At 55.3% G+C, this 25,278-nt stretch carries 31 protein-coding genes and 1 tRNA gene; 20 read left to right on the top strand and 12 right to left on the bottom strand.

Going from position 1 to position 25,278, the window contains the following annotated elements; translation table 11 throughout:
- Positions 1-15 precede the first annotated feature (15 nt).
- Complete coding sequence (locus BSK21_RS06835) at positions 16-1,128, top strand: Ppx/GppA phosphatase family protein (protein ID WP_067545164.1); 1,113 nt, start codon at positions 16-18, stop codon at positions 1,126-1,128.
- 37 nt (positions 1,129-1,165) lie between these two features.
- Entirely contained in the window at positions 1,166-1,924 is a 759-nt protein-coding gene (locus BSK21_RS06830) for an RlmE family RNA methyltransferase (protein WP_067545161.1), read from the top strand.
- Positions 1,925-1,949: 25 nt separating this feature from the next.
- Here the strand turns inward: BSK21_RS06830 and msrA are convergent, their stop codons facing one another.
- Both msrA and msrB read right to left on the bottom strand, forming a co-directional pair.
- The gene (msrA, locus tag BSK21_RS06825) at positions 1,950-2,447 is read right to left on the bottom strand and encodes a peptide-methionine (S)-S-oxide reductase MsrA (protein WP_067545158.1); all 498 of its coding nucleotides are present in this window, start codon (positions 2,445-2,447) and stop codon (positions 1,950-1,952) included.
- Positions 2,447-2,893, bottom strand: a complete 447-nt coding sequence (msrB, locus tag BSK21_RS06820) for a peptide-methionine (R)-S-oxide reductase MsrB (protein WP_067545155.1) — start codon at positions 2,891-2,893, stop codon at positions 2,447-2,449. The genes msrA and msrB overlap by 1 nt, the downstream gene beginning before the upstream one ends.
- Before the next feature lie 144 nt (positions 2,894-3,037).
- Here msrB and BSK21_RS06815 point away from each other — a divergent pair, with 144 nt between their 5' ends.
- A complete protein-coding gene (locus BSK21_RS06815; RefSeq protein ID WP_067545152.1) occupies positions 3,038-3,745 on the top strand; it encodes an SH3 domain-containing protein in 708 nt (235 codons plus the stop codon).
- A gap of 69 nt (positions 3,746-3,814) precedes the next feature.
- Here BSK21_RS06815 and BSK21_RS06810 read toward each other — a convergent pair.
- Positions 3,815-3,904: transfer RNA gene (locus BSK21_RS06810), tRNA-Ser, on the bottom strand.
- A 147-nt stretch (positions 3,905-4,051) separates the two neighbouring features.
- Here BSK21_RS06810 and BSK21_RS06805 point away from each other — a divergent pair.
- The 7 genes from BSK21_RS06805 to BSK21_RS06775 all read left to right on the top strand — a co-directional run bounded on the left by BSK21_RS06805 (position 4,052) and on the right by BSK21_RS06775 (position 10,081).
- Positions 4,052-4,876: a DUF2059 domain-containing protein gene (locus BSK21_RS06805; protein WP_067545149.1), complete on the top strand. Its 825-nt coding sequence runs from the start codon at positions 4,052-4,054 to the stop codon at positions 4,874-4,876.
- A 160-nt stretch (positions 4,877-5,036) separates the two neighbouring features.
- Entirely contained in the window at positions 5,037-5,624 is a 588-nt protein-coding gene (locus BSK21_RS06800; protein WP_067545146.1) for a 50S ribosomal protein L21, read from the top strand.
- A gap of 20 nt (positions 5,625-5,644) precedes the next feature.
- Complete coding sequence (rpmA, locus tag BSK21_RS06795; protein ID WP_067545143.1) at positions 5,645-5,914, top strand: 50S ribosomal protein L27; 270 nt, start codon at positions 5,645-5,647, stop codon at positions 5,912-5,914.
- A gap of 139 nt (positions 5,915-6,053) precedes the next feature.
- Positions 6,054-6,593: a GNAT family N-acetyltransferase gene (locus BSK21_RS06790; protein ID WP_067545140.1), complete on the top strand. Its 540-nt coding sequence runs from the start codon at positions 6,054-6,056 to the stop codon at positions 6,591-6,593.
- A gap of 82 nt (positions 6,594-6,675) precedes the next feature.
- A complete protein-coding gene (gene obgE / locus BSK21_RS06785) occupies positions 6,676-7,713 on the top strand; it encodes a GTPase ObgE (protein WP_067545137.1) in 1,038 nt (345 codons plus the stop codon).
- The gene (gene proB / locus BSK21_RS06780) at positions 7,701-8,810 is read left to right on the top strand and encodes a glutamate 5-kinase (RefSeq protein WP_067545134.1); all 1,110 of its coding nucleotides are present in this window, start codon (positions 7,701-7,703) and stop codon (positions 8,808-8,810) included. Before obgE ends, proB begins: the two co-directional genes overlap by 13 nt.
- Positions 8,811-8,824: 14 nt before the next feature.
- Positions 8,825-10,081, top strand: coding sequence for a glutamate-5-semialdehyde dehydrogenase (locus tag BSK21_RS06775; protein ID WP_067545131.1), 1,257 nt, complete (start codon positions 8,825-8,827; stop codon positions 10,079-10,081).
- Here BSK21_RS06775 and BSK21_RS06770 read toward each other — a convergent pair.
- Positions 10,078-10,659: a histidine phosphotransferase family protein gene (locus BSK21_RS06770; protein ID WP_067545129.1), complete on the bottom strand. Its 582-nt coding sequence runs from the start codon at positions 10,657-10,659 to the stop codon at positions 10,078-10,080. The two genes, BSK21_RS06775 and BSK21_RS06770, sit on opposite strands and share 4 nt — an antisense overlap.
- Before the next feature lie 50 nt (positions 10,660-10,709).
- On the opposite strand from BSK21_RS06770, the gene BSK21_RS06765 reads away from it, so the two are divergent.
- The 3 genes from BSK21_RS06765 to BSK21_RS06755 all read left to right on the top strand — a co-directional run bounded on the left by BSK21_RS06765 (position 10,710) and on the right by BSK21_RS06755 (position 12,577).
- A complete protein-coding gene (locus tag BSK21_RS06765; RefSeq protein ID WP_231924646.1) occupies positions 10,710-10,865 on the top strand; it encodes a DUF3553 domain-containing protein in 156 nt (51 codons plus the stop codon).
- 111 nt (positions 10,866-10,976) lie between these two features.
- Positions 10,977-11,744 (top strand): GNAT family N-acetyltransferase, encoded by a 768-nt coding sequence (locus BSK21_RS06760; RefSeq protein ID WP_067545127.1) that lies wholly within the window; start codon positions 10,977-10,979, stop codon positions 11,742-11,744.
- A gap of 83 nt (positions 11,745-11,827) precedes the next feature.
- Positions 11,828-12,577 (top strand): 1-acyl-sn-glycerol-3-phosphate acyltransferase, encoded by a 750-nt coding sequence (locus tag BSK21_RS06755; RefSeq protein ID WP_231924644.1) that lies wholly within the window; start codon positions 11,828-11,830, stop codon positions 12,575-12,577.
- A 3-nt stretch (positions 12,578-12,580) separates the two neighbouring features.
- Here BSK21_RS06755 and BSK21_RS06750 read toward each other — a convergent pair whose 3' ends face one another.
- Entirely contained in the window at positions 12,581-13,204 is a 624-nt protein-coding gene (locus tag BSK21_RS06750) for a thiamine phosphate synthase (protein ID WP_067545125.1), read from the bottom strand.
- A gap of 140 nt (positions 13,205-13,344) precedes the next feature.
- On the opposite strand from BSK21_RS06750, the gene BSK21_RS06745 reads away from it, so the two are divergent.
- Genes BSK21_RS06745 through BSK21_RS06735 form a run of 3 tightly spaced genes read left to right on the top strand, consistent with a single transcriptional unit; the run spans position 13,345 to position 16,768 of the window.
- Positions 13,345-14,085 (top strand): RNA methyltransferase, encoded by a 741-nt coding sequence (locus tag BSK21_RS06745; protein WP_067545123.1) that lies wholly within the window; start codon positions 13,345-13,347, stop codon positions 14,083-14,085.
- Between the two features lie 57 nt (positions 14,086-14,142).
- The gene (gene ctaA, locus BSK21_RS06740; RefSeq protein ID WP_067545121.1) at positions 14,143-15,297 is read left to right on the top strand and encodes a heme A synthase; all 1,155 of its coding nucleotides are present in this window, start codon (positions 14,143-14,145) and stop codon (positions 15,295-15,297) included.
- A 1-nt stretch (position 15,298) separates the two neighbouring features.
- Positions 15,299-16,768 (top strand): carboxypeptidase M32, encoded by a 1,470-nt coding sequence (locus BSK21_RS06735; RefSeq protein ID WP_067545119.1) that lies wholly within the window; start codon positions 15,299-15,301, stop codon positions 16,766-16,768.
- Here the strand turns inward: BSK21_RS06735 and BSK21_RS06730 are convergent.
- Positions 16,759-17,547, bottom strand: coding sequence for an enoyl-CoA hydratase (locus tag BSK21_RS06730; RefSeq protein WP_067545117.1), 789 nt, complete (start codon positions 17,545-17,547; stop codon positions 16,759-16,761). The genes BSK21_RS06735 and BSK21_RS06730 overlap by 10 nt on opposite strands.
- 57 nt (positions 17,548-17,604) lie before the next feature.
- Here BSK21_RS06730 and BSK21_RS06725 point away from each other — a divergent pair, with 57 nt between their 5' ends.
- A complete protein-coding gene (locus tag BSK21_RS06725; RefSeq protein ID WP_067545114.1) occupies positions 17,605-18,024 on the top strand; it encodes a PaaI family thioesterase in 420 nt (139 codons plus the stop codon).
- Between the two features lie 45 nt (positions 18,025-18,069).
- On the opposite strand, the gene BSK21_RS06720 is transcribed toward BSK21_RS06725, so the two are convergent.
- Positions 18,070-18,300 (bottom strand): DUF1127 domain-containing protein, encoded by a 231-nt coding sequence (locus tag BSK21_RS06720; RefSeq protein ID WP_082959348.1) that lies wholly within the window; start codon positions 18,298-18,300, stop codon positions 18,070-18,072.
- 87 nt (positions 18,301-18,387) lie between these two features.
- Here BSK21_RS06720 and BSK21_RS06715 point away from each other — a divergent pair, with 87 nt between their 5' ends.
- From BSK21_RS06715 to rpsI, 3 genes are all read left to right on the top strand, one after another.
- Positions 18,388-19,764: a PLP-dependent aminotransferase family protein gene (locus BSK21_RS06715; protein WP_231924642.1), complete on the top strand. Its 1,377-nt coding sequence runs from the start codon at positions 18,388-18,390 to the stop codon at positions 19,762-19,764.
- Positions 19,765-19,914: 150 nt separating this feature from the next.
- The gene (gene rplM / locus BSK21_RS06710) at positions 19,915-20,373 is read left to right on the top strand and encodes a 50S ribosomal protein L13 (RefSeq protein ID WP_067545108.1); all 459 of its coding nucleotides are present in this window, start codon (positions 19,915-19,917) and stop codon (positions 20,371-20,373) included.
- A 3-nt stretch (positions 20,374-20,376) separates the two neighbouring features.
- Positions 20,377-20,856: a 30S ribosomal protein S9 gene (gene rpsI / locus BSK21_RS06705; protein WP_067545105.1), complete on the top strand. Its 480-nt coding sequence runs from the start codon at positions 20,377-20,379 to the stop codon at positions 20,854-20,856.
- Positions 20,857-20,912: 56 nt separating this feature from the next.
- Here the strand turns inward: rpsI and BSK21_RS06700 are convergent, their stop codons facing one another.
- The 5 genes from BSK21_RS06700 to BSK21_RS06680 form a co-directional block, all read right to left on the bottom strand.
- Positions 20,913-21,530 (bottom strand): TetR/AcrR family transcriptional regulator, encoded by a 618-nt coding sequence (locus tag BSK21_RS06700; RefSeq protein WP_067545103.1) that lies wholly within the window; start codon positions 21,528-21,530, stop codon positions 20,913-20,915.
- On the bottom strand, positions 21,523-22,392 hold the full coding sequence (ppk2, locus tag BSK21_RS06695) for a polyphosphate kinase 2 (protein WP_067545100.1): 870 nt from the start codon (positions 22,390-22,392) through the stop codon (positions 21,523-21,525). The genes BSK21_RS06700 and ppk2 overlap by 8 nt, the downstream gene beginning before the upstream one ends.
- Positions 22,393-22,481: 89 nt before the next feature.
- Entirely contained in the window at positions 22,482-23,405 is a 924-nt protein-coding gene (gene metA, locus BSK21_RS06690) for a homoserine O-succinyltransferase (RefSeq protein ID WP_067545096.1), read from the bottom strand.
- Between the two features lie 42 nt (positions 23,406-23,447).
- Positions 23,448-24,311 carry an ATPase gene (locus tag BSK21_RS06685; RefSeq protein ID WP_067545093.1) on the bottom strand — a complete coding sequence of 288 codons (864 nt, stop codon included), beginning with the start codon at positions 24,309-24,311 and terminating at the stop codon, positions 23,448-23,450.
- Between the two features lie 23 nt (positions 24,312-24,334).
- Positions 24,335-25,234, bottom strand: coding sequence for a DMT family transporter (locus BSK21_RS06680; RefSeq protein WP_232230454.1), 900 nt, complete (start codon positions 25,232-25,234; stop codon positions 24,335-24,337).
- Positions 25,235-25,278: the final 44 nt, after the last annotated feature.

The following is a 25,278-nucleotide window of genomic DNA, read 5'->3' as shown; positions in this document are numbered from 1 at the left end:
TGGAGGGCGTATCCTATGACGCCCAAGCGTCCCCGTGGTGCGGGCGCGTTCCCGAAGGCGGTAGAGACCCCCGCGCCTGTAATGCCTGATCCGGCCTCGCTTTATGCTGCGCTGGATTTGGGTACAAATAGTTGTCGCATGCTGATTGCCCAACCAAAGGGTAGTCAGTTTCATGTCATTGACAGCTTTTCTAAGTCGGTCCAGCTGGGCTACGGGCTTGAAAGTTCAGGCCGGCTAGGTCGTGGATCGATGAACCGCACGATTGCGGCGTTGAGGATCTGTAAGCAAAAGCTGCAGCGCCATAAGGTCGGCCATATGCGTCTGGTCGCAACAGAGGCTTGCCGTAGGGCTAAGAACGGCAAGCAGTTCATTAATCAGATCAGACGTGAAACGGGACTCCGGCTAGAGATCATCAGCCCAGAGGAAGAAGCGCGTCTTGCGGTTATATCCTGTGCGCCACTCGTCAGCACCAAAACCGAACAGTTGCTTGTGGTCGACATTGGCGGCGGCTCGACCGAACTTGTTTGGATTGACCTCACGAATGTGCCGCATCGCGAACGCCCCGGTGCGATCATGCGGCTCCACCGTGGATTTGTGCAGGACCCTGGTCCATTTGCTGCGGCTAAGGTCGTTGACTGGATTTCGGTGCCGTTGGGTGTCGCAACCCTGCGCGATCAGTTTGAGGACGTAGAGGACGACGCGGCGCGGTTTGCGTTGATGAGCTGGTTCTTTGAAGAGCAACTGTCGAAATTCAGTCCCTATACTGCAGAACAGACGCGCGAGGGGTTCCAGATCGTTGGCACCAGTGGCACCGTGACAACCGTGGCAGCGAGCCATTTGGGGCTGAAACGCTATGATCGGACCAAGGTCGATGGGCTGCGTATGACCAGCGATCAGATTGACGCTGTCATTCGCGATTATTTGACGCTTGGCCCCGATGGGCGTCGCAATGATCCTCGGATCGGGCGCGACCGTCAGGCCTTGATCATGTCGGGGTCAGCGATCCTTCAGGCCCTTATGCGAATTTGGCCGACGGATCGTCTGTCGGTTGCAGATCGTGGTCTGCGCGAAGGGTTATTGTACGCACAAATGAGTGCAGACGGCGTGCTTGAGGATACTCCGTTTTAGGGGTAGAGGAACGCTCTGCTAAGATCGGACTGGAAGAATGGCTAAGAAACCCGGGACAAAAAATACCAGCGGACGCGGACAGCGTGACCTTTTCGTTAAGGTGAAAACCGCCCGAGGTCGCAAGACCTCGTCGACCCGTTGGTTGCAGCGGCAGTTGAACGATCCTTACGTGAAGCGCGCGCAGGCCGAAGGCTATCGTGGACGTGCTGCGTTCAAAATCCTGGAGCTTGACGACAAATATCGGTTCCTCGTTCCAGGTGCGCGGATTGTGGACCTCGGCTGTGCTCCAGGTGGTTGGATGCAGGTTGCGGTGAAGCGTGTGAACGCTTTGGGTGAAAAGCAAGGCAAACGGATCGGGACCGTATTGGGCGTTGACCTCCAAGAGGTTGAACCACTGGCGGGTGCTGAAATTCACCAGCTCGATTTTCTATCCGACGACGCGGACCTCTTGGTCAAAGAATGGCTTGGTGGTGAGGCAGACGTTGTGATGTCTGACATGGCCGCTGCGTCTTCGGGTCACAAACAAACCGACCACCTTCGCATTATTGCGCTGTGTGAAGCGGCAGCTTATTTCGCCTTTGACGTTCTCGCCCCCGGCGGCACCTTTGTTGCCAAAGTCCTCGCGGGTGGGGCTGAAGGCGAATTGATGAAGACACTGAAGAAGAATTTCAAATCAGTCGCGAACATCAAACCGCCGTCGTCACGTGCGGATAGTTCAGAGAAGTTCGTGGTCGCAAGGGGATATAAGGGACGAAATGGCGATTACGACGCCGATCTGAACGACGAAGAAGAGTAAGGGAAGGGGCCAAATGGCCCCTTTTTCATGTGCGTGGTAGGGTCCAGTTTGGTCGCGGGAAATGGCAGGTGTAGCCATTCGGGTGCCGCTCTAGATAATCCTGATGTTCGGGCTCTGCTTCCCAGAAATCACCAACAGGCTCGACTTCGGTCACGACCTTCGCGGGCCAAATACCTGAGGCATCTACATCTGCGATCGTGCGCAGTGCCTCGGCCTTTTGTTCTTCATCGACATAGTAAATCGCCGAACGATACGACATCCCAATGTCATTGCCCTGACGGTTCTTAGTGGTCGGGTCATGAATTTGGAAAAAAAACTCCAGCAGGGCGCGATAAGTCGTCTTGGCGTCATCAAAGATGATCTCAATCCCTTCGGCATGGGTGCCGTGGTTCCGATAGGTGGCGTTCGGGACATCGCCGCCTGTGTAGCCGACACGGGTGCGCAACACGCCCGTTTGACGGCGGATCAGATCCTGCATCCCCCAAAAACATCCACCTGCAAGGACCGCGCGTTGTTCAGCCATCAGTTTTCCTCCACTTGATCGATGAACGCGCCATATCCTTCGGCTTCCATATCGTCACGATGTATAAAGCGTAACGCCGCGGAATTTATGCAATACCGCAGCCCACCGCGATCACGCGGTCCATCTGGGAAAACGTGCCCTAAGTGGCTGTCACCATATTTCGACCGAACCTCGGTGCGGACCATCCCATGCGACACGTCCGTGAGTTCGACAACATGGTCGCTGACAATCGGTTTCACAAATGAAGGCCAGCCGCAGCCTGATTCATATTTTGCGGACGAGGCAAAGAGGGGCTCCCCCGAAACCACGTCGACGTACAGACCTGGCTCCTTATTGCTCAGGTACTTCCCTGTGCCCGGACGTTCAGTGCCGGATTCTTGGGTCACGTAATACTGTTCGGGTTCGAGCGCTTCGATCACCTCGGGTCGGCGTTCATACTGTGTCATGTCACCTCCTAATTTGAAGCTACGATATGGCGTGTCTTGCGTCGAAATCAAAGGAAGGTTGTCAATGTTGTGAACGGTCCTGAAGTGGGCTGACGGAACTGCCGATGGGTGATAATCTAAAGCGGTAAGGTGTGAGGGTGAATTATGTTGAAAGTTGTAGCGGCATCTTTGTTGGTGTTCGTGTCTCTTTCGACCGCAGGTCATGGTCAGGGTAGTGATCGTTCCGTTGACGTTGAATTTGCAGCGGGAACGACAGGGACTGTAATCTCCGATCGGATTGTTGGGCGGGAAATGGTCTTGTACCATCTTGGTGCCGAAGCGGGGCAGGTGATGGATATCTCGCTTCAATCGTCGAATGCGGCCACCTATTTTAACGTCTATGCACCCGGGTCAGTCCCAGGTGATGCGGCACTTGCGGTCAGTAGTTTGACCAGCGACAGCGTGCCAGACCTCAACCAGTTTAGCGCCACCTTGCCAGTTTCGGGTGACTATACGGTTACAGTCTATTTGTACCGCGCAGCCGCGCGACGAGACGAGGTTGCAGTGTATACGTTGGACATATCGATCACGGGTGCGCAGCAGGGGATTGTTCAAAATGACTATGCTGATGGGTTGATGGGCGGGCCGGATTTTTGGTCTGTTGTCGCGAACAGTGACTTGAACCTGCGTTCAGATCCCAGCCAAAGTGCAACCAAGGTGTCGGTCCTCAACGCCGACGATGTCGTAAGAAACTTGGGGTGTCGCATGGCAGAAGCGCAACGCTGGTGTCAGGTTCAAACCATTACAGAGCCTGGGTTGACCGGATGGGTTGCAGGACGTTTTCTGGCTGAAGCTGCAGAACCCGCACACTAACGCGCCGATGAAACGCGAAACGCGCCCGAATGGGGCGCGTTTTCGTAAGTGGTCGTGTTTTGATTTTTATGGCGGAGAGACAGGGATTCGAACCCTGGGAACCCGTGAAGGCTCAACGGTTTTCGAGACCGCCCCGTTCGACCACTCCGGCACCTCTCCGCGATGAAGGGGCGTTTAATGGGACTTCGAATGGCGTGCAATAGCAATTTCACAAAAATCTTTTAGAAAGAGCGATCAACTGGTTGCGATGGGAATTGGAACATTCACGGACGGCCTATATGTAAACACACAACAGAAGGGTGTCTCATGCGCGCTAAGTCGTTTGTTTTCGTGTCCTGCCTCACGGCGATCACTGGTCCTGCCATGGCAGAACAGTCACAAAGTGCTGAACGGGCTTTGTTTGAGGCTTTGATGCAGCCCGACGTTATCGCGATTATGTCTGCGGAGGGTATCGATTACGCAGGTCAACTCGCGGACGAAATGCTGATGGGTCATGTAAATGATCATTGGTCGACAGTGATTTTGCAACTCTATGACTCAGAACAGATGGAAGACGCCGCGTTTGCAGCCTTCGAACGGTCGCTCATTGGGCAAGACGTCGATGCGATGTTGGCGTTTTATTCAACTGACCCCGGTCGCCAATCGGTGCTGCTTGAGGTCGACGCACGCCGAGCGGTATCTGATCCCGATATTTTGGACGCAGCGACGGCGGCAGCGATTGATGCCCACGGCACCCCACGTTTTGACCAAATTACCGCTTATATTGACGCCAATGACCTCATCGAGAAAAACATCAGCGCTGCTCTCAACGACAACTATGTGTTCCTGCTGGGGCTTTACGATGGTGGTGCAATGGATGGGCAAACGTCGCCTGAGAGTTTGATATCAGATGTTTGGGCCCAAGAAGCCGAATTGCGGTCTAGCACCTCTGAATGGGTCTATGGTTTCATGAACATGGCCTACCAACCGCTGTCTGATGCGGATTTGGACACGCTTATCGCGTTTTCCCAAACAGAGGCAGGGCAGGGGGTGAATAGAGCTCTTTTCGATGCCTATTCGGCTCTGTATGAAGATATCAGCAGGAACCTAGGCCTTCAGCTCGCACAAATGATGATGGTTTCTGAACTCTAGCTTGACTTTCCACAGGGTTCTGAGGATAAGCCCGCATCCGGGGCGGATTCTGCCCTGGTTTTTGATTCAATACAGCCCAAATCAGGGCGCGCAGTTCACGGGCGGCATAGCCACCAACACGTAAGTGGCCCCAGCGACGCGGTAGATGAAGGAAGATACTATGTTTGCGGTTCTCAAAACCGGCGGCAAGCAGTACAAAGTTGCTTCGGGCGACGTTCTGCGTGTCGAAAAACTGGCAGCCGATGCAGGCGAAAAAATCCAGTTCAACGAAATTCTGATGGTTGGTTCGACTATTGGCGCGCCGTTCGTGGCAGGCGCTGCTGTTCAGGCAGAAGTCATCGACCAGATCAAAGGCGACAAGGTTATCAACTTTGTTAAGCGTCGTCGTAAGCACTCGTCGAAGCGTACCGTTGGTCACCGTCAGCAACTGACACTCGTTCGCATCACCGACATCCTTGAGTCGGGTGCAGACAAATCGGGCGTCAAAGCTGCAATCGGTGCTGGTTCTGCTCCGAAAGCTGCGGCACCTGCGGCTGCTCCGAAAGCTGCAAAGGCTGCTCCGGCTGCCGCTGCTGCTGGCGCAGACGACCTGACCGCAATCACCGGCGTTGGTCCGGCTGCTGCTAAGAAACTGAACGAAGCTGGTATCACCACCTACGCTCAGCTGGCTGCTGTTGACGCTGCATCGTTCGAGGCTGTTAAAGTGAAACCCGAGTGGGTTGAGCAAGCCAAAGAACTGGCTAAGTAATTTAGGCATAGGAGAGACACATGGCACACAAAAAAGCAGGCGGTTCCTCCCGTAACGGTCGCGACTCCGCGGGTCGTCGCCTTGGTGTAAAAAAATTCGGTGGTGAAGTTGTCGTAGCAGGCAACATCATCGTTCGTCAGCGCGGCACTAAAATGTGGGCTGGCGAAGGCGTTGGTATGGGTAAAGACCATACACTGTTTGCAACTGCGAACGGCAACGTGAAGTTCTACACCGGTCTTAAGGGCCGCACCTTTGTAAAGGTTCTCCCAGTGGCGGAGGCCGCTGAGTAAACCGATACCTTAAAGGTTTGATATTTAGGGGGATCGGGTTTTCCGGTCCCCCTTTATTATTTTGTGATTGTTATTAAGTCATTGTTGGGGTGCGGAAGAGGAGCCAAAGCCCGACTCGGTTTCTAGGAGGAAGCCAACGATGTTAGATCAAGTGACACCACAGCCCACCATTCAGGCTGACCGTTTCGTTTTGCGTCCGCTGCGCAAATCGGATGCTGGTTTGATCAGCATGTATGCGGCGGATGATCGTGTCGCGCGTGGAACGCGGTCGATTCCTCATCCTTTGCCTCCTGGCACGACTGAGGGGTTCATTGACCGTTCAACCAAAGCTGATCGCACCGAAGACGTGTGGGTCATTGATGGTAAGGCGACCGATTTGGGCGAAATGCTCGGCATTGTGAGCCTCGAACGTATGGATCGTGGACAGAGCGAGATCTTCTTTTGGGTCGCGCCTGCGTTTTGGGGCACGGGCATCGCATCTGGCGCCGTCAAAGCCCTGATCGAAGCGAACCCCCATGATGCCAAAACTCTCTTTGCGGAAGTGTTCCAAGATAACCTTGGCTCTGCGCGTGTTCTGACGAATTGCGGTTTCACCTACCTTGGTGACGCCGAAGCCTATTCTGTAGCTCGCAAGTCAACTGTGCCCACTTGGACCTATACGCTTAAAATCAACAGCTAAAGGGGGCGGCTTTCGGGCTCCCTCTTGAGCAATGAGGCGTGATCGCATAAGCGAGGCGCTGTAAAACCTGAAAGCCGTTCCGATGAAATTCCTCGACCTTGCCAAAGTTAATATTCGCTCCGGTAGTGGGGGGAATGGCGCCGTGTCGTTCCGCCGTGAAAAGTTCATCGAATACGGTGGACCGGACGGTGGTGACGGTGGTCGTGGTGGTGATGTGATCGCCGAAGCGGTCGAGGGTCTGAACACCCTAATCGATTTCCGCTACCAGCAGCACTTCTTTGCGCAAAACGGCACGCCTGGTATGGGGCGCGCACGCACTGGTCCGTCGGGTGACGATATTATTCTGCGCGTTCCCGTCGGAACCGAGATCATTGATGAAGACGAAGAAACCCTGATCGCAGACATGACCGAAGTCGGTCAGCGCGTGATCCTTGCCAAAGGTGGCAATGGTGGTTTCGGCAACCTTCACTTTAAATCCGCCACGAACCAAGCGCCGCGCTCTGCGAACCCTGGTCTTGCTGGCATCGAACGTACCATTTGGCTTCGGCTCAAGCTCATCGCGGACGCGGGTCTTGTTGGCTTGCCGAACGCGGGTAAATCGACCTTCCTCGCTGCGACCTCGAACGCGCGTCCGAAAATCGCTGACTATCCATTCACCACGCTGGTTCCGAACCTTGGTGTTGTGGGTGTTGATGGCCATGAATTCGTTGTCGCTGACATTCCGGGTTTGATTGAGGGCGCGTCCGAGGGGCGTGGTCTGGGCGATATGTTCCTCGGCCACGTCGAACGTTGCGCTGTTCTCTTGCACCTCATTGACGGTTCATCGGGCGATCCGATCAAGGATTACGAGATCATCGTCGAGGAACTCGAAGCGTATGGCGGCGATCTCGCTGATAAGCCGCGTGTCACCGTTCTGAACAAAGTCGATACGCTCGACGAGGAAGAACGCCAGTTCATCAAAGAAGAGCTGGAACAAGTGACCGGTGAGCCTGTCATGCTGATGTCGGGTGTTTCGAACGAAGGCGTTCAAGACGTTCTGCGCGCCCTGCGTCGTGAAATTGACGACCGCAATGCCGAAGAGTTTGATGCTAGTCAGGAGGATGAACCGTGGCGACCCTAAGCAGCGCAAAACGCGTTGTTGTCAAAATTGGTTCGGCGCTACTCGTTGATCGGGATAGCGGTTCGCTGAAATCTGATTGGCTACGGTCCTTGGCAACTGATGTCGCGTGGCTCCGTCATTCTGGCATTGATGTTGTGCTGGTGTCTTCTGGTTCTATCGCGCTTGGCCGCGAGGTTCTCGGTCTGCCGCGTGGCCCGCTTCCATTGGAACAGAGCCAAGCCGCGGCAGCCGTTGGTCAGATCAAACTCGCCCGTGCCTATGAAGAGGTGCTGGCGCCCCACGGTATTCATACGGGGCAGGTGCTCGTCACGCTTGAGGATAGCACGGACCGTCGCCGTTATCTGAATACGCGTGCCACGATGGAAACCCTGATTTCATTGGGTGTGACGCCAATCGTAAACGAAAACGACACCATTGCGACAGATGAAATTCGTTATGGTGACAACGACCGTTTGGCGGCTCAAGTTGCCGTTACCTGTGGCGCGGATCAGTTGATCCTGCTGTCGGATGTGGATGGTTTCTACAACGGCAACCCGAACCTCGATCCAGCGGCAACGCGTTACGATGTCATCGACCGCATCACGCCCGAGATTGAGGCGATGGCAGGTGATGGTGTGTCTGGACTATCTAAGGGCGGCATGATCACCAAACTCCTTGCCGCGCGGATGGCGACCGAGGCAGGCTGTGCGATGGCGATTACGCTTGGTTCACGGATGAACCCATTGCGTGCGCTTGAGGATGGCGCGACGGTGACGTGGTTTACCGCGCATGACGACCCTCAGGCGGCCCGCAAACGCTGGATTGCCGCGATGAAGCCAAAAGGCGAACTCGTTGTGGATGCTGGGGCCGAAACGGCGTTGTCCGCTGGGAAAAGTCTTTTGCCTGCTGGCGTTAGAGCTGTGCGCGGCACCTTTGGCCGCGGTGAACCCGTCGCGATTGTGACAGACGCAGGTAAGGCAATCGGTATTGGCCTCACGCGATACACAAGCGCAGAAGCGCTCCAGATCATTGGTCGGCGTAGCGCCGATATAGAAGAAATTTTAGGATATAAGGGCCGCGCAGCTCTCGTTCATCGGGACGATATGGTGGTTCAATAAAGGGACGTAAGGCTATGACAGATATCGTAAACATTGCAGAAATGATGGCCGATATCGGTAAGCGTGCCCGCGCCGCCAGTGCGGAACTTGGTCACGCGTCAGCGGAACGTAAGCACGCTGCATTGATCGGTGCTGCCTATGCCGTTTGGGACAATCGCGCAAAGATCATTGAGGCGAACGCCAAGGACCTTGATTACGGTCGCGAAAAGGGGCTGAGCCCTGCGATGATGGACCGCCTGATGCTGAACGAAGATCGCATTCGTGGTATCGTTGACGGGCTTCGGTCGGTTGCGGAGCAGGCGGATCCCGTGGGTGCCGTTCTTGCCGAGTGGGACCAGCCTAATGGCCTTCATATCAAACGTGTACGTACGCCGTTGGGCGTGATTGGCGTCATCTATGAAAGCCGTCCGAATGTGACCGCCGATGCGGGTGCGCTTTGTTTGAAATCAGGCAATGCGGTGATTTTGCGCGGAGGGTCTGAGAGTTTCCATTCATCGCGCGCCATTCATGAATGTCTGGTTGCGGGCCTGAAGGCCGCGAACCTGCCCGAAGATGCAATCCAATTAATCCCGACCCGTGACCGTGAGGCCGTGGCGGCAATGTTGCGAGCTGTCGACTATATCGACGTGATCGTCCCGCGTGGTGGCAAGGGCCTTGTTGGTCTCGTTCAGCGCGAGGCCCGCGTGCCTGTCTTTGCCCACCTCGAAGGCATCGTGCACATCTACATCGACAAAGCTGCCGATCCCGAAAAGGCGCTTCGCGTTGTTCTCAATGCGAAAACCCGCCGTACTGGGATTTGTGGTGCTGCGGAATGTCTCCTGATTCATAAAGATGTCGCGGCGACCTTGGGCGCTGATCTGATCAAAGCGTTGATGGACAAAGGTGTCCGTGTGCATGCGGGCGAGGGGCTATCGGGCACCGATGTTGCGACTGATGATGATTGGGGACGTGAATACCTCGACATGGATATCGCGGCGAAGGTAGTCGAGGACGTTGACGGCGCGATTGCGCATATCCGCCAATACGGGTCGAACCACACCGATTGCATCATAACCGAGGATTCGGCAGCTGTGGCGCGGTTCTTTGAACGGCTCGATAGCGCGATCTTGATGCACAACTCGTCGACGCAATTCGCCGACGGTGGTGAATTCGGGATGGGTGCAGAGATCGGCATTGCAACAGGCAAAATGCATGCGCGTGGACCTGTTGGGGCCGAGCAGCTGACCAGCTTTAAATACCTCGTGACCTCGGATGGAGCGGTTCGCGGTTAAACTGCGACCGTTAGCTCAGTGTCTGTTGCCGTATAGATGACGGTGCGGTTCAAGCTTTGCGCGACGCGGGGCAAGAGTGCGAACTGCACCTGAGCGGCAGAGAGGGATTTGCCCTCGAACGACCAGAGGGCAGGGTCAATTGCGATTTTGCGCCCTTTACCGTCTATGTCGAACCCTGAAACCGTTTGCCTGAAAACGATTTCAGCGCCCAGTGGCGTTGCAGTCTCAATGCAGAGCGCGGCGAGGATCAACAAACGCACCTCACCACGGTTCAGATCTTGAGCAATTTGCCAATCAAAGCTTAATCGACCTGATTTCGATATATCGTTCAGCAGGGTGATAACCTCTGATCGTGATTTCGTTTGCGCGCAATCCGACGGGCCAAACGCGAGGCGGAACAGCTTTACCCGCGCCATTGCGGCTGCGACACTGTCTGCAATCAACGCCATTTCCGGCGTTTGCGCCGCGCCTGATAGTTCGAGGAGTTCCACCCCGTTGCTGATTGCGCTAAGGGGGTTCACAAGATCATGGCAAATGCGCGATCCGATCAATGCGGCGATGTCTGTGTCGTTGGTCATTGCGGTCCGAAAGGTAAAAGATGGATTTGAATTCAGTATTGGAGCCAGGAATGCTTGTGCGTCATCCTGGGCAGCCGGATTGGGGCGTTGGGCAAGTGCAGTCCAATATCGCTGGCCGCGTGACAGTAAACTTCCCCGACCAAGGAAAAGTGGTGATCGATGGCAACCGCGTCATGTTGATGTTGGTCTCCGTTGATCCGAATTAATTCTGGGATATGCGGCAAAGGTTAACAGAAGGTAACCATGCCGCCGCCCTTGATTTTGCGGCTACAAACCGCCTAAAAGTCGTGCACCCTGACCTAACCGTAAACGCAGCCATGACCGCAACCACTGATTGTTTGACTGTTCGGCTGTCCCAGACCGAAGACGATGTTCGCGCGGCACAACATCTGCGCTATCGCGTCTTTGTCGAAGAGCTCGGCGCAACAGGTCCGATGGTGGATCATGAGGCAAAGATTGAAGCGGATCACTACGATCCTTTTGTCGATCACCTGCTGCTTATCGATGGAAATAAGACTGGCCACGAACGTGTTGTTGGCGTCTATCGCTTGCTGCGCTCTGACATGGCAGATGCGGCGGGCGGGTTCTATTCGCGAAGCGAATATGACCTCACGCCCTTGATTGCCTCGGGTCGAAAACTGTTAGAGCTTGGCCGGTCGTGTCTTGCCGCAGACTATCGCGGCGGGCAGGGCATGATACTGATGTGGAATGCGCTGTCCGACTATGTGGTCGAGCATGGGATTGAGGTTCTCTTTGGCGTTGCGTCGTTTCATGGAACTGACATTGAACGCCTTGCGCCCGCTTTATCGCTGCTTGCCGATCGCCACATGGCGCCCGAAGGTCTGCGTGTGCGGTCGCAAGTTTATCAGCGGATGACCCTCATTGAGCCGTCACAGATCGACCGCGTGTCCGCCATGCGTGACGTGCCTCCGCTCATCAAAGCCTACCTCAAGATCGGCGGATTTGTCGGGGATGGGGCTTTTGTCGATCATGCGTTTAACACGACAGATGTTTGCCTGATCCTCGATACCGAACGTCTCAATGCATCGCAAAAGGCGCTCTATGATCGGGGTGCACGTCGATGATTACAAATTGGTCGCCCGAGCTACCGCCACCCGATATCAAAATCACACCGCTAGGCTGGCTGAGATTTGCGGTGAAGGCCCCAATGATTGGCATCTTGGTCTTTGGCGGTCTCTTGGTGCTGTTGTTGGTGCGTTTGGTCGAACGTCCGCTCTGCGGCATGGATCGTCCTGTCACGCCGTATATTACACTCTTTGTTTGCCGAAATACGCTTCGCCTTATCGGAATTGACTATCGCGTTATCGGCGAACCGATGAAAGGACCGGGCGCCGTGGTCGCAAACCACGTGAGTTGGATGGATATTTTCATCCTCAATGCTCGCAAGCGCATCTACTTCGTCTCCAAAGCCGAGGTTGCGAAATGGCCGGGCATTGGGTGGCTCGCACGTGCAACCGGCACTGTATTTATCCGTCGTGATCGCAAAGATGCCAAAGCGCAGATCATGCAGTTCCAAGAGCGGATGTCGCACGGGCACAAATTGTTGTTCTTTCCAGAAGGGACGTCGACGGATGGGCGCGTTCTATTGCCGTTCAAGCCGACACTCTTCGCGGCATTCCTTGCTGACGAAATGCGTGAAACGCTTTCAATCCAGCCCGTGACGATGGTTTATCGCGCCGCGGAAGGTGCGGATATTCGTCAATATGGCTGGTGGGGAAACATGGATTTCGGACAGCATTTTCTAGCCGTGCTGACCGCCCCAAAGCAAGGGTCGGTCACTGTGGTTTACCATGAGCCTGTAAAGGTCTCGGATTACTCAGACCGCAAAGCTCTCGCACGCGATCTAGAAGCCACCGTTCGCAAACCCTTGGCAGAGGCAGGTGTCCTCGACGCGTGATTGTTAGGACATCGCCGCGACGAGAGTGCGTAACGCTGCAACGGGATCGTCGTTGGTCCAAATTTCATCACCAATACCAAAGAAATCGGTGTAGGGCGTCAGTTGGCGGATCAAATCAACGTCGAGAGAGCCTTCGGCGACCACGGGCACTTCGATCATTTGAGACCACCACTGGAACAGGTCGAGCGGTGCGGTTTCGCCAGAGAACAGCGGGCTGTTTCCAACGGGGCCAAAGCTGACGTAATCGGCGCCAAGTTCACCCGCCGTCATTCCGTCGTGGCTGCTGTTGCCGCAGAATGCGCCGATGATCGCATCTTCGCCTAGTTCTTTGCGCATCTTTTTGACCGACCGTGCGGAATCCGTCAGGTGCACACCATCCAGGCCGAGCCGTTCAACCAGCATCATATGCGTGTCGATCACCAGAGCGACGTCACGTTCCATCGTGACAGAGCGCAGGGCGTCCGCAGCACGAGCAATTCGGTCCTCATCGCGGGTGGCGAGGGTCAGACGCACGCAGGCGATTTCTTGGGCGTCGAGTACGGAGCCAAGGATGTCAGGATAAGTCGACAGTTCAAAATCGGTCGGTGTGATGAGGTAAAGCTGCGGAAGGTCGGCTGCGTCGGTCATCGTGGTCCCCAATTCTGTCCCGTTAACATCGGTTTGTGGTCATATAACGATGCTTTTGCGCCTTAGGAAGAGGGTGCTTTGGCTTGTCTCAAGGAGCTGGCTTGCGTATCAGGCGCAGGAAACCTGAAAGGATGATCCCGATGCCCACTGGCCAGCCTCAGCCCGCCTTTGTTTTGATCCGCCCACAGATGGGTGAAAATATCGGTGCTGCAGCGCGGGGGATGTGGAACTTTGGGTTGGACCTGATGCGTCTCACAACACCTCGTGATGGTTGGCCGAACCCGAATGCGGTCGCGATGGCATCTGGGGCAGGGCGTCTGTTGAATGAGGCGCAGGTGTATGAATCCACCGCTCAGGCCGTTGAGGATTGCACATTCGTTTATGCGACGACCGCACGTCCGCGTGGTTTGACCAAACCTGTCATGTCGCCAGAGGCCGCGATGCAGGACGCCGCAAAACGGATCAACGACGGCCAGAAGGTCGCTGTGATGTTCGGGCCTGAACGGGCAGGGATGGAGAACGAAGATATCGCTCTCGCCAACGCGATCATCAACGTCCCCGTGAATCCAGAGTTTTCGTCGCTGAACCTCGCGCAATGTGTTCTGCTTGTTGGGTATGAATGGCGTCGTGCATCGACGGCGATTGTTCACGAACGGCTCGATAACCCAAACGAATGGGCGACCCAGCTTGAGGTTGAAAAGCTGGCTGAGAATTACGAGACGCACCTCGAACAGGCTGGGTTCTTTTTCCCAGAGGACAAAGCGCCCCATATGAAAACCAATCTGCGCAATCTGTGGAGCCGTATGCCGCTCACCCGTCCTGATGTGCAGATCCTACATGGCATCATGCGTCAGATGGTCCGCTGGAAGGACCGCGGCTAGCCCTTGCCGTGATGCCTCCTGCGACTTAGGTTCCCCGCAACATCGAAGGAGGCCGGCATGGCGCAAACACCGCGCAAATTGTTCGAGGACGTGGGCGAAGCCCCGAAACAGACCGCAGCACCGGGACAGATCGACGCCAAACGGCGCGGCGCACGCGGTGCTATTCGCTTCTGGCTCATGGTTATTTTCGCGCTTGTTGCGTCGATGATCGTAGTCGGCGGCCTTACGCGCCTGACCGACAGCGGGTTGTCGATCACGGAATGGAACCCCGTTATGGGGGCGATCCCGCCGCTGAACGATGCCGATTGGGCCGTCGAATTTGAAAAATATCAAACGAGCCCCGAATACCTCCTGCAGAACAAGGGTATGAGCCTAAGCGAGTTCCAGTTCATCTATTGGTGGGAATGGGGTCACCGTCAGTTGGGGCGCTTTATTGGCCTCGTTTGGGCGCTCGGTTTCTTTGGCTTCATGCTGACAAAGAACATCCCAACAGGCTGGACAGGTCGTCTGTTCCTTTTGGGCGTGCTTGGCGGACTTCAAGGCGCGATTGGCTGGTGGATGGTACATTCGGGATTGGATCAAACAGCCCAAGAAATTGGCCGCACGGATGTAGCGTCCTATCGCCTCGCAACGCACCTTGGCCTTGCTTTTGTGATCCTTGGTTTCACTGCGTGGTTTACGTTCCAGATGGGCCGTACTGAGGCTGATTTGATGCAGGCGCGTAGGTCGGCCAATGCCAAACTGTTTGGTATGGGCACAGGGCTGATGCATTTCGCATTCCTTCAAATCATTCTCGGCGCGTTGGTTGCCGGTATTGATGCAGGTCGCGCCTTCCCAACGTGGCCGCTGATGGGCGATGGGTTCCTGCCGCCTGATCCGTTCCAACTTACCCCGATGTGGCGGAACTTCTTTGAGGACGCGGGCCTCGTGCAGTTCATCCACCGCATGTCGGGTTATCTCTTGTTCATCTATGGTATCGTGGTTTGGCTTCGTGCGCGCAAATCGCCGAATGGCAAAACGCGCTTTGCCTACAACGCTGTGATGGCGATGATGGTGGTGCAGATGGTTTTGGGGATCATGACCGTGCTGTATCAAGCTCAACTCCACGTCGCGATCACCCACCAGATCGGTGCAATCGTTCTTTGGGTGCTGATCCTGCGTGGCCGTTATCTGGCGCGTTACCCGCTGGCCCAATCCATTCGCGAGGCGTGATATGACTGCTTATGATGATTTGATCGCCTTTGATCGCGAAACCCAAGCTCTCGCGCAAATCGCGGGGCGTTTGGGATGGGATCAGGAAACGATGATGCCGCGTGGATCGGCTGATCAGCGTGGCGAAGAATTTGCCGCGATTGAAGGTGTCCTGCACGCGCGTCGCACGGATCCTCGGGTCGGTGAATGGCTGGCAACGGCAGAAGCCAAGGATGAGGTCGCAACCGCCATGTTACGCCAAATCCGTCGCAGCTATGACCGAGCGATGAAAGTGCCTGCGAAACTCGCCGCTGAAATCGCAAAGGTCACGTCGAAATCTCAAGGCATCTGGGCCGAGGCGCGGTCGAACAATGACTTTGCCGCCTTCACTCCGACCTTCAAGGAGGTGCTGCGCCTGAAACGCGAAGAGGGCGCCGCGCTCGCCAATGGTGGCGACATCTATGACGCGATGCTGGACGACTACGAACCAGGTGCGAAAGCTGCGGATCTGGTCGCAATGTTCGATGCGATGCGTCCGCGGCTCGTCGCACTACGCGAGGCCGTTCTGGCAAAACCGCAGCCAGCGGGCGTTACGGGCACCTTTGATGAGGCCGCGCAGCTGAAACTGTCGACGCTCCTCGCGGAAACCTTTGGTTACGACATGTCCCGTGGTCGTATCGATAAGGCGGTGCATCCGTTTAGCTCTGGCTCTGGTAACGACGTGCGGATCACGACCCGCACGGCTGCTGACGATCCGTTTAACTGCTTCTATTCGACCATCCACGAAGTCGGTCACGCCTGTTACGAGCAGAACATTGATCAGGCTTACCTTCTGTCCCCGCTGGGCGGTGGTGTGTCGATGGGCGTCCACGAAAGTCAGAGCCGTATCTACGAGAACCAACTGGGTCGCAGCCGTGCGTTCACGGGGTGGCTCTTTGGTAAAATGCGCGATGCATTCGGTGATTTTGGGATCGCAGATGAGGGCGCATTTTACGCCGCCGTGAACCGCGTGAACCGTGGCTACATCCGTACTGAAGCAGACGAATTGCAGTACAATCTGCATGTCCTTTTGCGGTTTGACCTCGAACGTGCATTGATCAGCGGTGACCTAGAGATCGACGATCTAGAGGCTGCATGGAACGACCGCTTTGAGGCGGACTTTGGATACGCGGTCGATAAGGCATCGAATGGCGTTCTTCAGGACGTGCATTGGCCTGTTGGCCTGTTTGGCTATTTCCCGACCTATTCGCTGGGCAACGTCTATGCGGGCAACCTGCATGCAGTGTTGCGCAAGGCTGTTCCAAACCTTGATGATGATCTGTCACGCGGCGATTTGGCGGCGGCGACGGGGTGGTTGCGTGACAATCTGCAACAGCATGGTGGCCTCTATGAACCGCGCGACACTATCCGCCGTGCGATTGGGGCAGAGCCAACAGAGGCTCCGCTCCTTGATTATCTCGAAGCTAAATTCTCGGACCTGTATCAGCTTTGATCCCAGTCCGGTTTGCGTTTCTCGATAAAGGCCGTGATGCCCTCATCGGTGTCACGGTCTAACATATTGCGGACCATGACATCGCCCGCAAAGGCATAGGCCTCTGCGGTGGTCATCTGAGCTTGATCGTAGAACGCACGTTTGCCGATCTGAACCGCGCTCGCCAATTTCGACGCGATGGTATTCGCCAGTTCATCAACCGCCGCATCAAGGTCGTCATGCGGAACGGCGCGATTGATCAAACCGAATTCAACGGCTTCGTCACAGTTGATGAATTTACCAGTGGTGAGCATCTCGAATGCTTGCTTGCGATGAACATTGCGGGTGAGGGCGACCATCGGGGTCGAACAAAACAATCCGATGTTCACGCCATTCACGCCAAAACGGGTGCCTTCGGCAGCAACGGCGAGGTCGCAGGTCGCAACCAGCTGACAGCCTGCAGCGGTCGCGATGCCGTGCGGTTTGGCGATCACAGGCTGTGGAATCTGCTGGATGGTCAACATGAGTTTCGTGCAGCGTTCAAAGAGATCCTTGAAATAAGCTGCACCGCCGTCCGCAGCCGCGCGACCCGCTTGCATCTGTTTTAGATCATGCCCCGCGCAAAACGCTTTACCCGCACCGCCAAGTGTGATGACGCGAATGGAACGGTCCATCGCGACTTCGTCCAGCGTCGATTGCAGTTCCGCCAGCATCTCGTCTGAGAGTGCGTTGAGCTTTTCTGGTGCATTCATCGTAAGATGCAGAACTGCACCTGTGACGCTACGTTCTAGCAAGGCCATCTTGTTTCCTCCTCTTCCCTGCGTTCACCTTAGGGCAGACGAGCGAGGGAGGAAACTATGCCGTTGGCCATGGACAAAGACGCATTGACGCAGTTCTTAGCGTCGGATTTTTCCCAAGTGGATGGAATGTTTACCATCGAATCCGTTGATGAAATGGAAGCCGTCATTCGTCTGAACGTTCGCGAAGAACACTTACGTCCCGGTGGCACCGTCTCTGGCCCGTCGATGTTCGCACTAGCAGATGTGTCTGTCTATTTGGCGATCCTCGCTATGATCGGACCAAAGGCACTATCTGTCACTACGAATTGCAGCATTGATTTCATGCGCAAACCCGAAGCAGGTCGAGATCTGCTATGCCATGTTCGGCTTTTGAAACTGGGCCGTGTGTTGGCGGTGGGCGACTGTTTGTTGTTTTCGGAAGGCAGCGATCAGGCCGTCGCGCGCGCCTCGCTCACGTATTCTATTCCGCCGAAATAAAAAGGGGCGGGGAAGTCCCCGCCCAGGTACAGGAAGAGCCGGGGATTAGGCCCTCCAAAAGTATTTCGTTGACTCAAGCTTTGCCTGTTCACGGGTGAGGCCGATATCGAACAGAACATGTTCAGGCAGATCGCGTAGATGTTGACGGGTTTGGCGTCGCATCGACCACGTCTCTACCTTGACCGCGATGGTCACCAGCGCACGTGCCGCGAGGGTCGTGGGCGCAGGAATGATCATCGTGTTCAGCGGGAGGTGGTGGGATACCAGTGTCATCATCTTTCTCTTTACTTGTATTGATACAATGTGGCATTGTGCCGTATATAATCGATACAAAACCACGCTATGCGTGTCGAGGAATACATTGTGACCGATACAATTTGGCTACCCGATTTAACACAAGCCGACGGACCGAAATATCGCGCAATCGAGGTCGCCATTCGTCAAGCAGTTCGGGGTGGTACGCTGAAATGTGGTGATAAATTGCCACCCGTCCGTGACTTGGCGTGGCAGGCCAAGGTGACTCCTGGGACTGTTGCCAGGGCCTATAAGAACCTTGTTGATGCGGGGTTCCTCGATGCTGCGGTAGGACGGGGGACATTTGTACCAGAGCAGAAAGTGGTACAATTCGAAGAAGTCACCGATATGGGCGCGACACTCCTTAGTCCCCGACTTCCTGACCTCGGCCAGACGGACCTTATTCGGGATGGGTTTCACCGATACGCCGATACAGCAGCCTCTGAATTGTTGCTGCGATATCCCGTGCGTCAGAACCATCGGGACGCGCACGTGGCATTTTATGAGGCGAGCAAAGATTTTCCGATTGGCAAATTCTCACCGGACAACGTGGTGATCACCCATGGTGGTCAGCATTCGATCGTCATGATTTTCCAAACGGTACTCAAAGGATCGTCGCCCGTCGTTATGGTCGATGAACTGACCTACGCTGGGTTCCGTCGCGCAGCCGAACTGTGCCGCGCACCGACCGTTTCGGTCGAATGGGACGAGGAGGGGCCTCGGCTCGATAAATTCGAACGGTTGGTGATCGACCATGGCGTTCAGATTTACGCGACCTGCTCTGATGTGATGAACCCAACCGCCATGACGACCTCACTTAAACGTCGTCAAGAGATCGCCGAGATGTGCCGTCGCTATGGCGTGCACATCATCGACGACGATAGCTATCGCAATGGTCCGTTCATCGGTCCGAGCTATCGCCAATATGTGCCCGAACTGGCATGGTATACGACCTCGCCCTCTAAATCGATCTCTGCCGCGCTGCGGATCGGATTTGTTGTGCCGCCAGAAGGGCATCTTAACGCGTTTATCCGCTCGGTCACGTTTAACTCCTTCGGAGTGCCGACAGCGATTACGTCTGTTTATGCTTACGTCCAGAACCACCCCGAAATGCCTGCGATTTTGAAATCGACACGCGCACACATGGCAGACCGAATGCGAATGGCGCTGAATGTGCTCGGTGGATATAAAGTGCGATGGCAAGAGAACGTCCCATTCATTTGGCTCGAACTCCCTGATGGGTGGCGAAGCGGTGAATTCTGTCGAAGCTCTGAGGCGCAGGGGATCTTTCTAAAATCCGCCGAAGAATTTGGGCCGCGCGACGGGCGACGGGTTCAAGCGGTACGTATTGCCCTGAACGGAGGAATCGCTATCGAACGGTTTGAGACGGCCTTGCGAGGGCTCAGAGACCTTTTGGACCATCCGCCCGAGAGAATTACGGTCTAAATTGTGGGGTAAAATAATACCTTAATTTTAAGTAACTGATTTAGAACAATTATTTCGAGTAAATTGCTGTTGACTGGATTTTCGCGGCCTATATAACCCGCCCATCCGAATGAACGGGGCCGTAATGCCCCCAACCAGCAATGGTGTAATATGAAAACCTTCTCTGCTACTCCGGCAGATATCGATAAAAAATGGATCCTGATCGACGCTGAAGGCGTTGTTCTGGGCCGTCTTGCTTCGATCATCGCCATGCGCTTGCGCGGTAAGCACAAGCCGTCCTTCACCCCCCACATGGACATGGGTGACAACGTGATCGTTATCAACGCTGACAAAGTTCAGCTGACTGGTAACAAGCGCGAAAAGCCGAATTACTGGCACACTGGCCACCCGGGCGGCATCAAGTCCCGCACCACTGGTCAGATCCTCGAGGGTGCACACCCCGAGCGAGTCGTCATGCAAGCTGTTAAGCGCATGCTGCCGGGCAACCGTCTGTCGCGCAAGCAAATGACCCACCTGCGCGTCTTCGCTGGTGCCGAACACGGCATGGAAGCTCAGAAGCCTGAAGTTCTCGACGTTAAGTCGATGAACAAGAAAAACACGAGGGTCTAATCGATGGCCGATCAAATCAACTCGCTCGAAGATCTCGCAGCAGCCGCTGGCACCGCTGTAGAAGTAGACGCACCGCGTGAACCTGTTCGCGACGAACTGGGCCGTTCCTACGCAACCGGCAAGCGTAAAGACGCTGTCGCTCGCGTTTGGGTTAAACCGGGTTCCGGCAAAGTGATCGTAAACGGCAAAGAAATGGCTGTTTACTTCGCACGTCCGGTTCTTCAGCTGATCCTGCGTCAGCCGTTCCAGATCGCTGGCGTTGAAGGCCAGTTCGACGTAATGGCGACCGTTAAAGGTGGCGGCCTGACTGGTCAGGCTGGCGCTGTTAAGCACGGTATCTCCAAAGCTCTCCAGCTTTACGATCCGTCGCTCCGTGGTGCTCTGAAAGCTGCTGGCTTCCTGACCCGCGACAGCCGCGTTGTTGAACGTAAGAAATACGGTAAGCGCAAAGCTCGTCGTTCGTTCCAGTTCTCGAAGCGTTAATTCGTTTCCTGCGACTTACGGAAAAGGGCACCTTCGGGTGCCCTTTTTCATTTGTGTCAGCTGTCAGGCGGTAACAAACCCAACCCGCGCAAATAGACCCCAATGCCCGTTTCGAGCAGATCCTCAGGCGGAAAGGGTGATTTGGTCCCAGGGGACCCTCGCGCGAACAACTCGACAACGCCGTGGCTCATGGCCCAGATATGCGCACTGAACATCTGGGGTGGTGGGCGGCGGTCAGCGGGGATGTGCTGACTTAGGTCTTCGGCGGCTTTTTCCATGACACCCAGCGCACGTTTAGACGCTGCAGCGAGCGCAGGATCGCGCTGGATCGATACTCCGCTTTCGAACATCGCGATGTAATGACCAGGGAACTTCCGCGCAAAGGCGAGGTAGGCACGGCCGGTCGTTTCAAACGCAGCCAAAGCGGTAGGCTGACCTTTGTTATAGGCATGCTCCATCAGGTCGCCGAAAATCTCATACCCTTGGCGGGCCGCTTCTGCGATCAGCGCTTCGCGACCGTCAAAGTGGCGGTAAACGGCGGCAGGGGTTACACCTGCCTCACGTGCGGCCTCGGACAGGGTAAAACCTGTCGGCCCCCGTTCCTCAATCAACTTGAGACAGGCATCGATCAGCGCACTGCGCAAATTGCCATGATGATAGCCGCGTTTAACCATTCCAGATGTCGGGTCCGCCTGCGATTTTCGGGTCGATCTGACCGATATTGTCGGTGTCTTTGCGGTGATAGTCGATCTGGGTCAAGACTGCACGGATCGCATTCAATCGTGCGCGTTTTTTGTCGTCAGAGCGAACCACAGTCCACGGCGTCTGTTCGGTATGGGTTCGGGTCAAGGTTTCACCGATTGCATCGGAATACGCGCCCCATTTTTTGAGGCCCTCAACGTCAATCCACGAAAGTTTCCACTGCTTTAGCGGGTCTTTTTCACGTTCAAGAAACCGCTGAAGCTGCGAAGCACGCCCCACGTTAAGCCAGATCTTAAAGAGCTTAATCCCTTCGTCGACGAGCATCTGTTCAAACGGGATAACCTGTTCGAACCACTTGTCCCGCTGTTCATCGGTGCAGAACCCAAAGACCTTTTCGACGACGCCACGATTATACCAACTGCGATCAAAGAAGACGATTTCACCAGCGGTCGGAAGTTGTTCAACGTAGCGCTGGAAATACCATTGACCCGCCTCGACCTCGGTCGGTTTGGAGAGCGCAACCACACGTGCACCACGGGGGTTCAGATTTTCGCGGAACCGTTTGATGGTGCCACCTTTTCCCGCCGCATCGCGGCCTTCGAACACGATGGCAATACGGTCACCGCTTTCCTTAATCGCGTTCTGCAATCGGACGAGTTCGATCTGGAGTGCCTCCATTTCGTCCTCGTAATCCTTTTTCTTCATTTCCTCATCATAGGGAAAAGAGGCGTCCAGAATTGCGTTCTTCTCAGCTCTTTCAATGGCTTTGCGCACCTCTTTGGGTGCGTCGTTTTGAAAGAATGCGCTGATGGCTCCGTCGAAAGGTAGTTCCATGTCTTGCTCCGTCTTTTGGACCACTATGGCGGGCAAGACTGCGTAGTTCAATCGACACAAAAAAGGCGGCCTCTGGGACCGCCTTCACGTTATTTCCCAATGTCGTTCAGATCATATGGCGTCGATTGGTAAACTTCGTTGATCCAGTTGCCATAGAGGAGGTGTGCATGGCTCCGCCACCGGTTCTGAGGTGTCCGCGACGGATCATTGTCAGGGTAGTAGTTCGCAGGCACGTTGATCGGTTTACCGGCGGCAACATCGCGGTCGTATTCTTCTTTGAGTGTGCCACTGTCGTATTCGAAGTGGTTAAAGATATAGAGAGCACGGTGCGCGGGATCTTCGACCAGTGCAGGTCCCGTTTCTGCGCTATCAAGCAGAATATTGAGCCCATCGATCGGTTCAATTTCATCACGGCGCATTTCGGTCCAGCGGCTGACGGGCATCACCAGATCATCAGAGAACCCACGCAGGTAAGGCGATGCGGGCTGACAATTGGTGTGACGCACGCAGCCAAAAGCCTTGTCCGACAGGATGTGTTTCTGCACACCGTGGAAATAGTTGATCATTGCCATGCCACCCCAGCAAACGCCAAAGGTGGATTGCACGCTGGTCTGGGTCCATTCAAAGACCTCTTTCAACTCGTCCCAATAGGTCACCTCTTCGAACGGGAGATGTTCAATGGGTGCGCCTGTGATGATCAAGCCGTCGAATTTCTCGCCGCTGGCCTTCACCTCTTGGAAGGGTCGGTAAAACTCAGCCATATGTTCGGCAGCCGTATTGCGGGTCTCGTGCTCTGACATCCGGATCAGCGACAGTTCGATCTGAATCGGGGTTGCCCCCAACAGACGCGCGAACTGGTTCTCTGTCTGGATTTTCTTGGGCATCAGGTTCAACAGACCAAACCGCAGAGGACGGATATCCTGTTTGGCTGCCCGCTCATCCGACATGACCATCACACCTTCGTTCGTCAGAACGTCGAAGGCAGGAAGGTTGGCGGGAAGTTTAATAGGCATTGGTCTAGTCCTGATAGTGATGAGAGGCGGTATGTAGTCCCGTTAAGCGCGAGCCTCAAGGGTGCGGGCGATCAGCTCTTGGAAATCTTCGGCAGAGCGGACGGCGTAGATATCTTCGGCCTTCACCGTGATGCCCCAGCGATTAGCCATGGCGCGATACCGCGGCTGACGATGGTCGAGCGCCTTGCGGTAGGTCCAGCGGATAAAATCGTCGGGGTTCACGTCGTCAGGCGACACCGATTTTTCGGCCAGATAATCGGCCCATGCCTTGGTCAGAAACTCTGGCTGGTAGGACATCGGTTTAGGCGCCTTGTCGAACCGACGGCAAAGTTCATCGATATGCGCATCAGAGCCTTCGATCCAGACGCAGAGGCATTCCTTGGATAAAGTCGTCATAATCGGATCGTTCGCGTCCTCCGGATCGACCCATTCGCAGATTGATCCACCCGTATCGCATATGAAATTCGGATAGCCATAGAGCGATTGTGCACGGCGAATGAAATAGCTCGTGTCCATCAACGCATCGATTTCGGCACGGCGGAACTGATCCTGACGGCGGCGATACTCATCAATTGGCACGCCACCTTTATTCGGATCACCAGGTTTGCCGAGGTAAGAGGCCACAGGTGACAGGTTCTCGAACGTGATGTTTGACCCAATGTAGATCGAATCCGACATCAGGAGCTCACGTAGAAACGGCACCTTCATCGCCTCGGCCTTGGCGTTGTCAGCGATGTATTCGCCCATATACCGCGTGCCGATGCGGTAATCGACGCTGTAGTGGAACCATTCTCCCTGATCGCGCAAAAGGTTAGACACATAAGTCTTGCCCAGTCCGGACATGCCGAACAGGAGGATGTGTTTGTTGGGCGCATTGCGCCAGTCGTCTGCGGTCTCGTAAATCATGGTGTCCGGTTCGTTGATCGGGCTTATGGCTTTGGGGTTTTGCCGATCGGCAGCCGCCCGTCAAGAACGACCAACCCCAGCGTCAGCACCATAAAGCCCACATAGGCGTGCCAGTCCAGTGTTTCTCCGTAAACCACGGCACCAAGGCAGATTGCAAAGGGGATGATCAGAAGCGTCACAAGGCTCAGGTTACCTGCGCCCGCGGTTGTCAGGACAATGTAGTAAAGGCGATAGGCCACCGCACTCGCCATGATCGCGAGGTAGAGAACCGCCACGATACTACGACCACTGTAGGCAAAATCAGGCATGCCGTCGGTCCAAAGGGCGAGGGGGATCATAATGAGGCCCGCACCTGTCAGCATTCCGGCGCTTGCTATTTCAGGTTGGAGCCCACGCAGGGTGCGGCGCGAGATGATAGCCGACAAAGCATAAGACAACGACGCCCCAAGGATCGCCCATTGCCCCAGCGCACTGAGGTTCAAGTTACGAAATGCGTCGAAACCGATCACCACAACCACGCCAGCAAAGCCGATTAGCACACCGACCAAACGGTTCAGCGTGAGGCGCTCATCGGCAAAGGCAATCGTCACCAATAGCACAGTAAAGAGCGCGGTCGTTGCATTAAGAATGCTCGCCAAGCCACTGTCAATAAACTGTTGTCCCCAAACAATGAGGGTAAAGGGCAGGGCGTTATTCAGGAGCCCATGCATAAGAAATATCGGAACATATCGGGCCTGTCGCGGAACCTTCGCGCCACTGGCATAGATCCAAATCCAGAGCACCATCGCCCCGCCTGTGACCCGAAACGCAACTGTCGTGTAAACGCCGATGCTTTCAAGTGCGGCCCGGTTGGCAAGGAACGATCCGGCCCAAATCAGCGCCAAAATGAGGATCATGCCCCATGCCTTAGGTGATAGTCGCATCTGCGGAGTCATCGGTGCCTCGATATTTGATCAAAAAGACAAAA

Origin of the sequence: Marivivens sp. JLT3646, from assembly GCF_001908835.1 — a bacterium.
In the GTDB taxonomy this organism is placed as follows: Bacteria; Pseudomonadota; Alphaproteobacteria; order Rhodobacterales; family Rhodobacteraceae; genus Marivivens; species Marivivens geojensis.
Note: the sequence above shows the minus strand (reverse complement) of the source record. Positions and strands in the feature narration are given on the sequence as shown.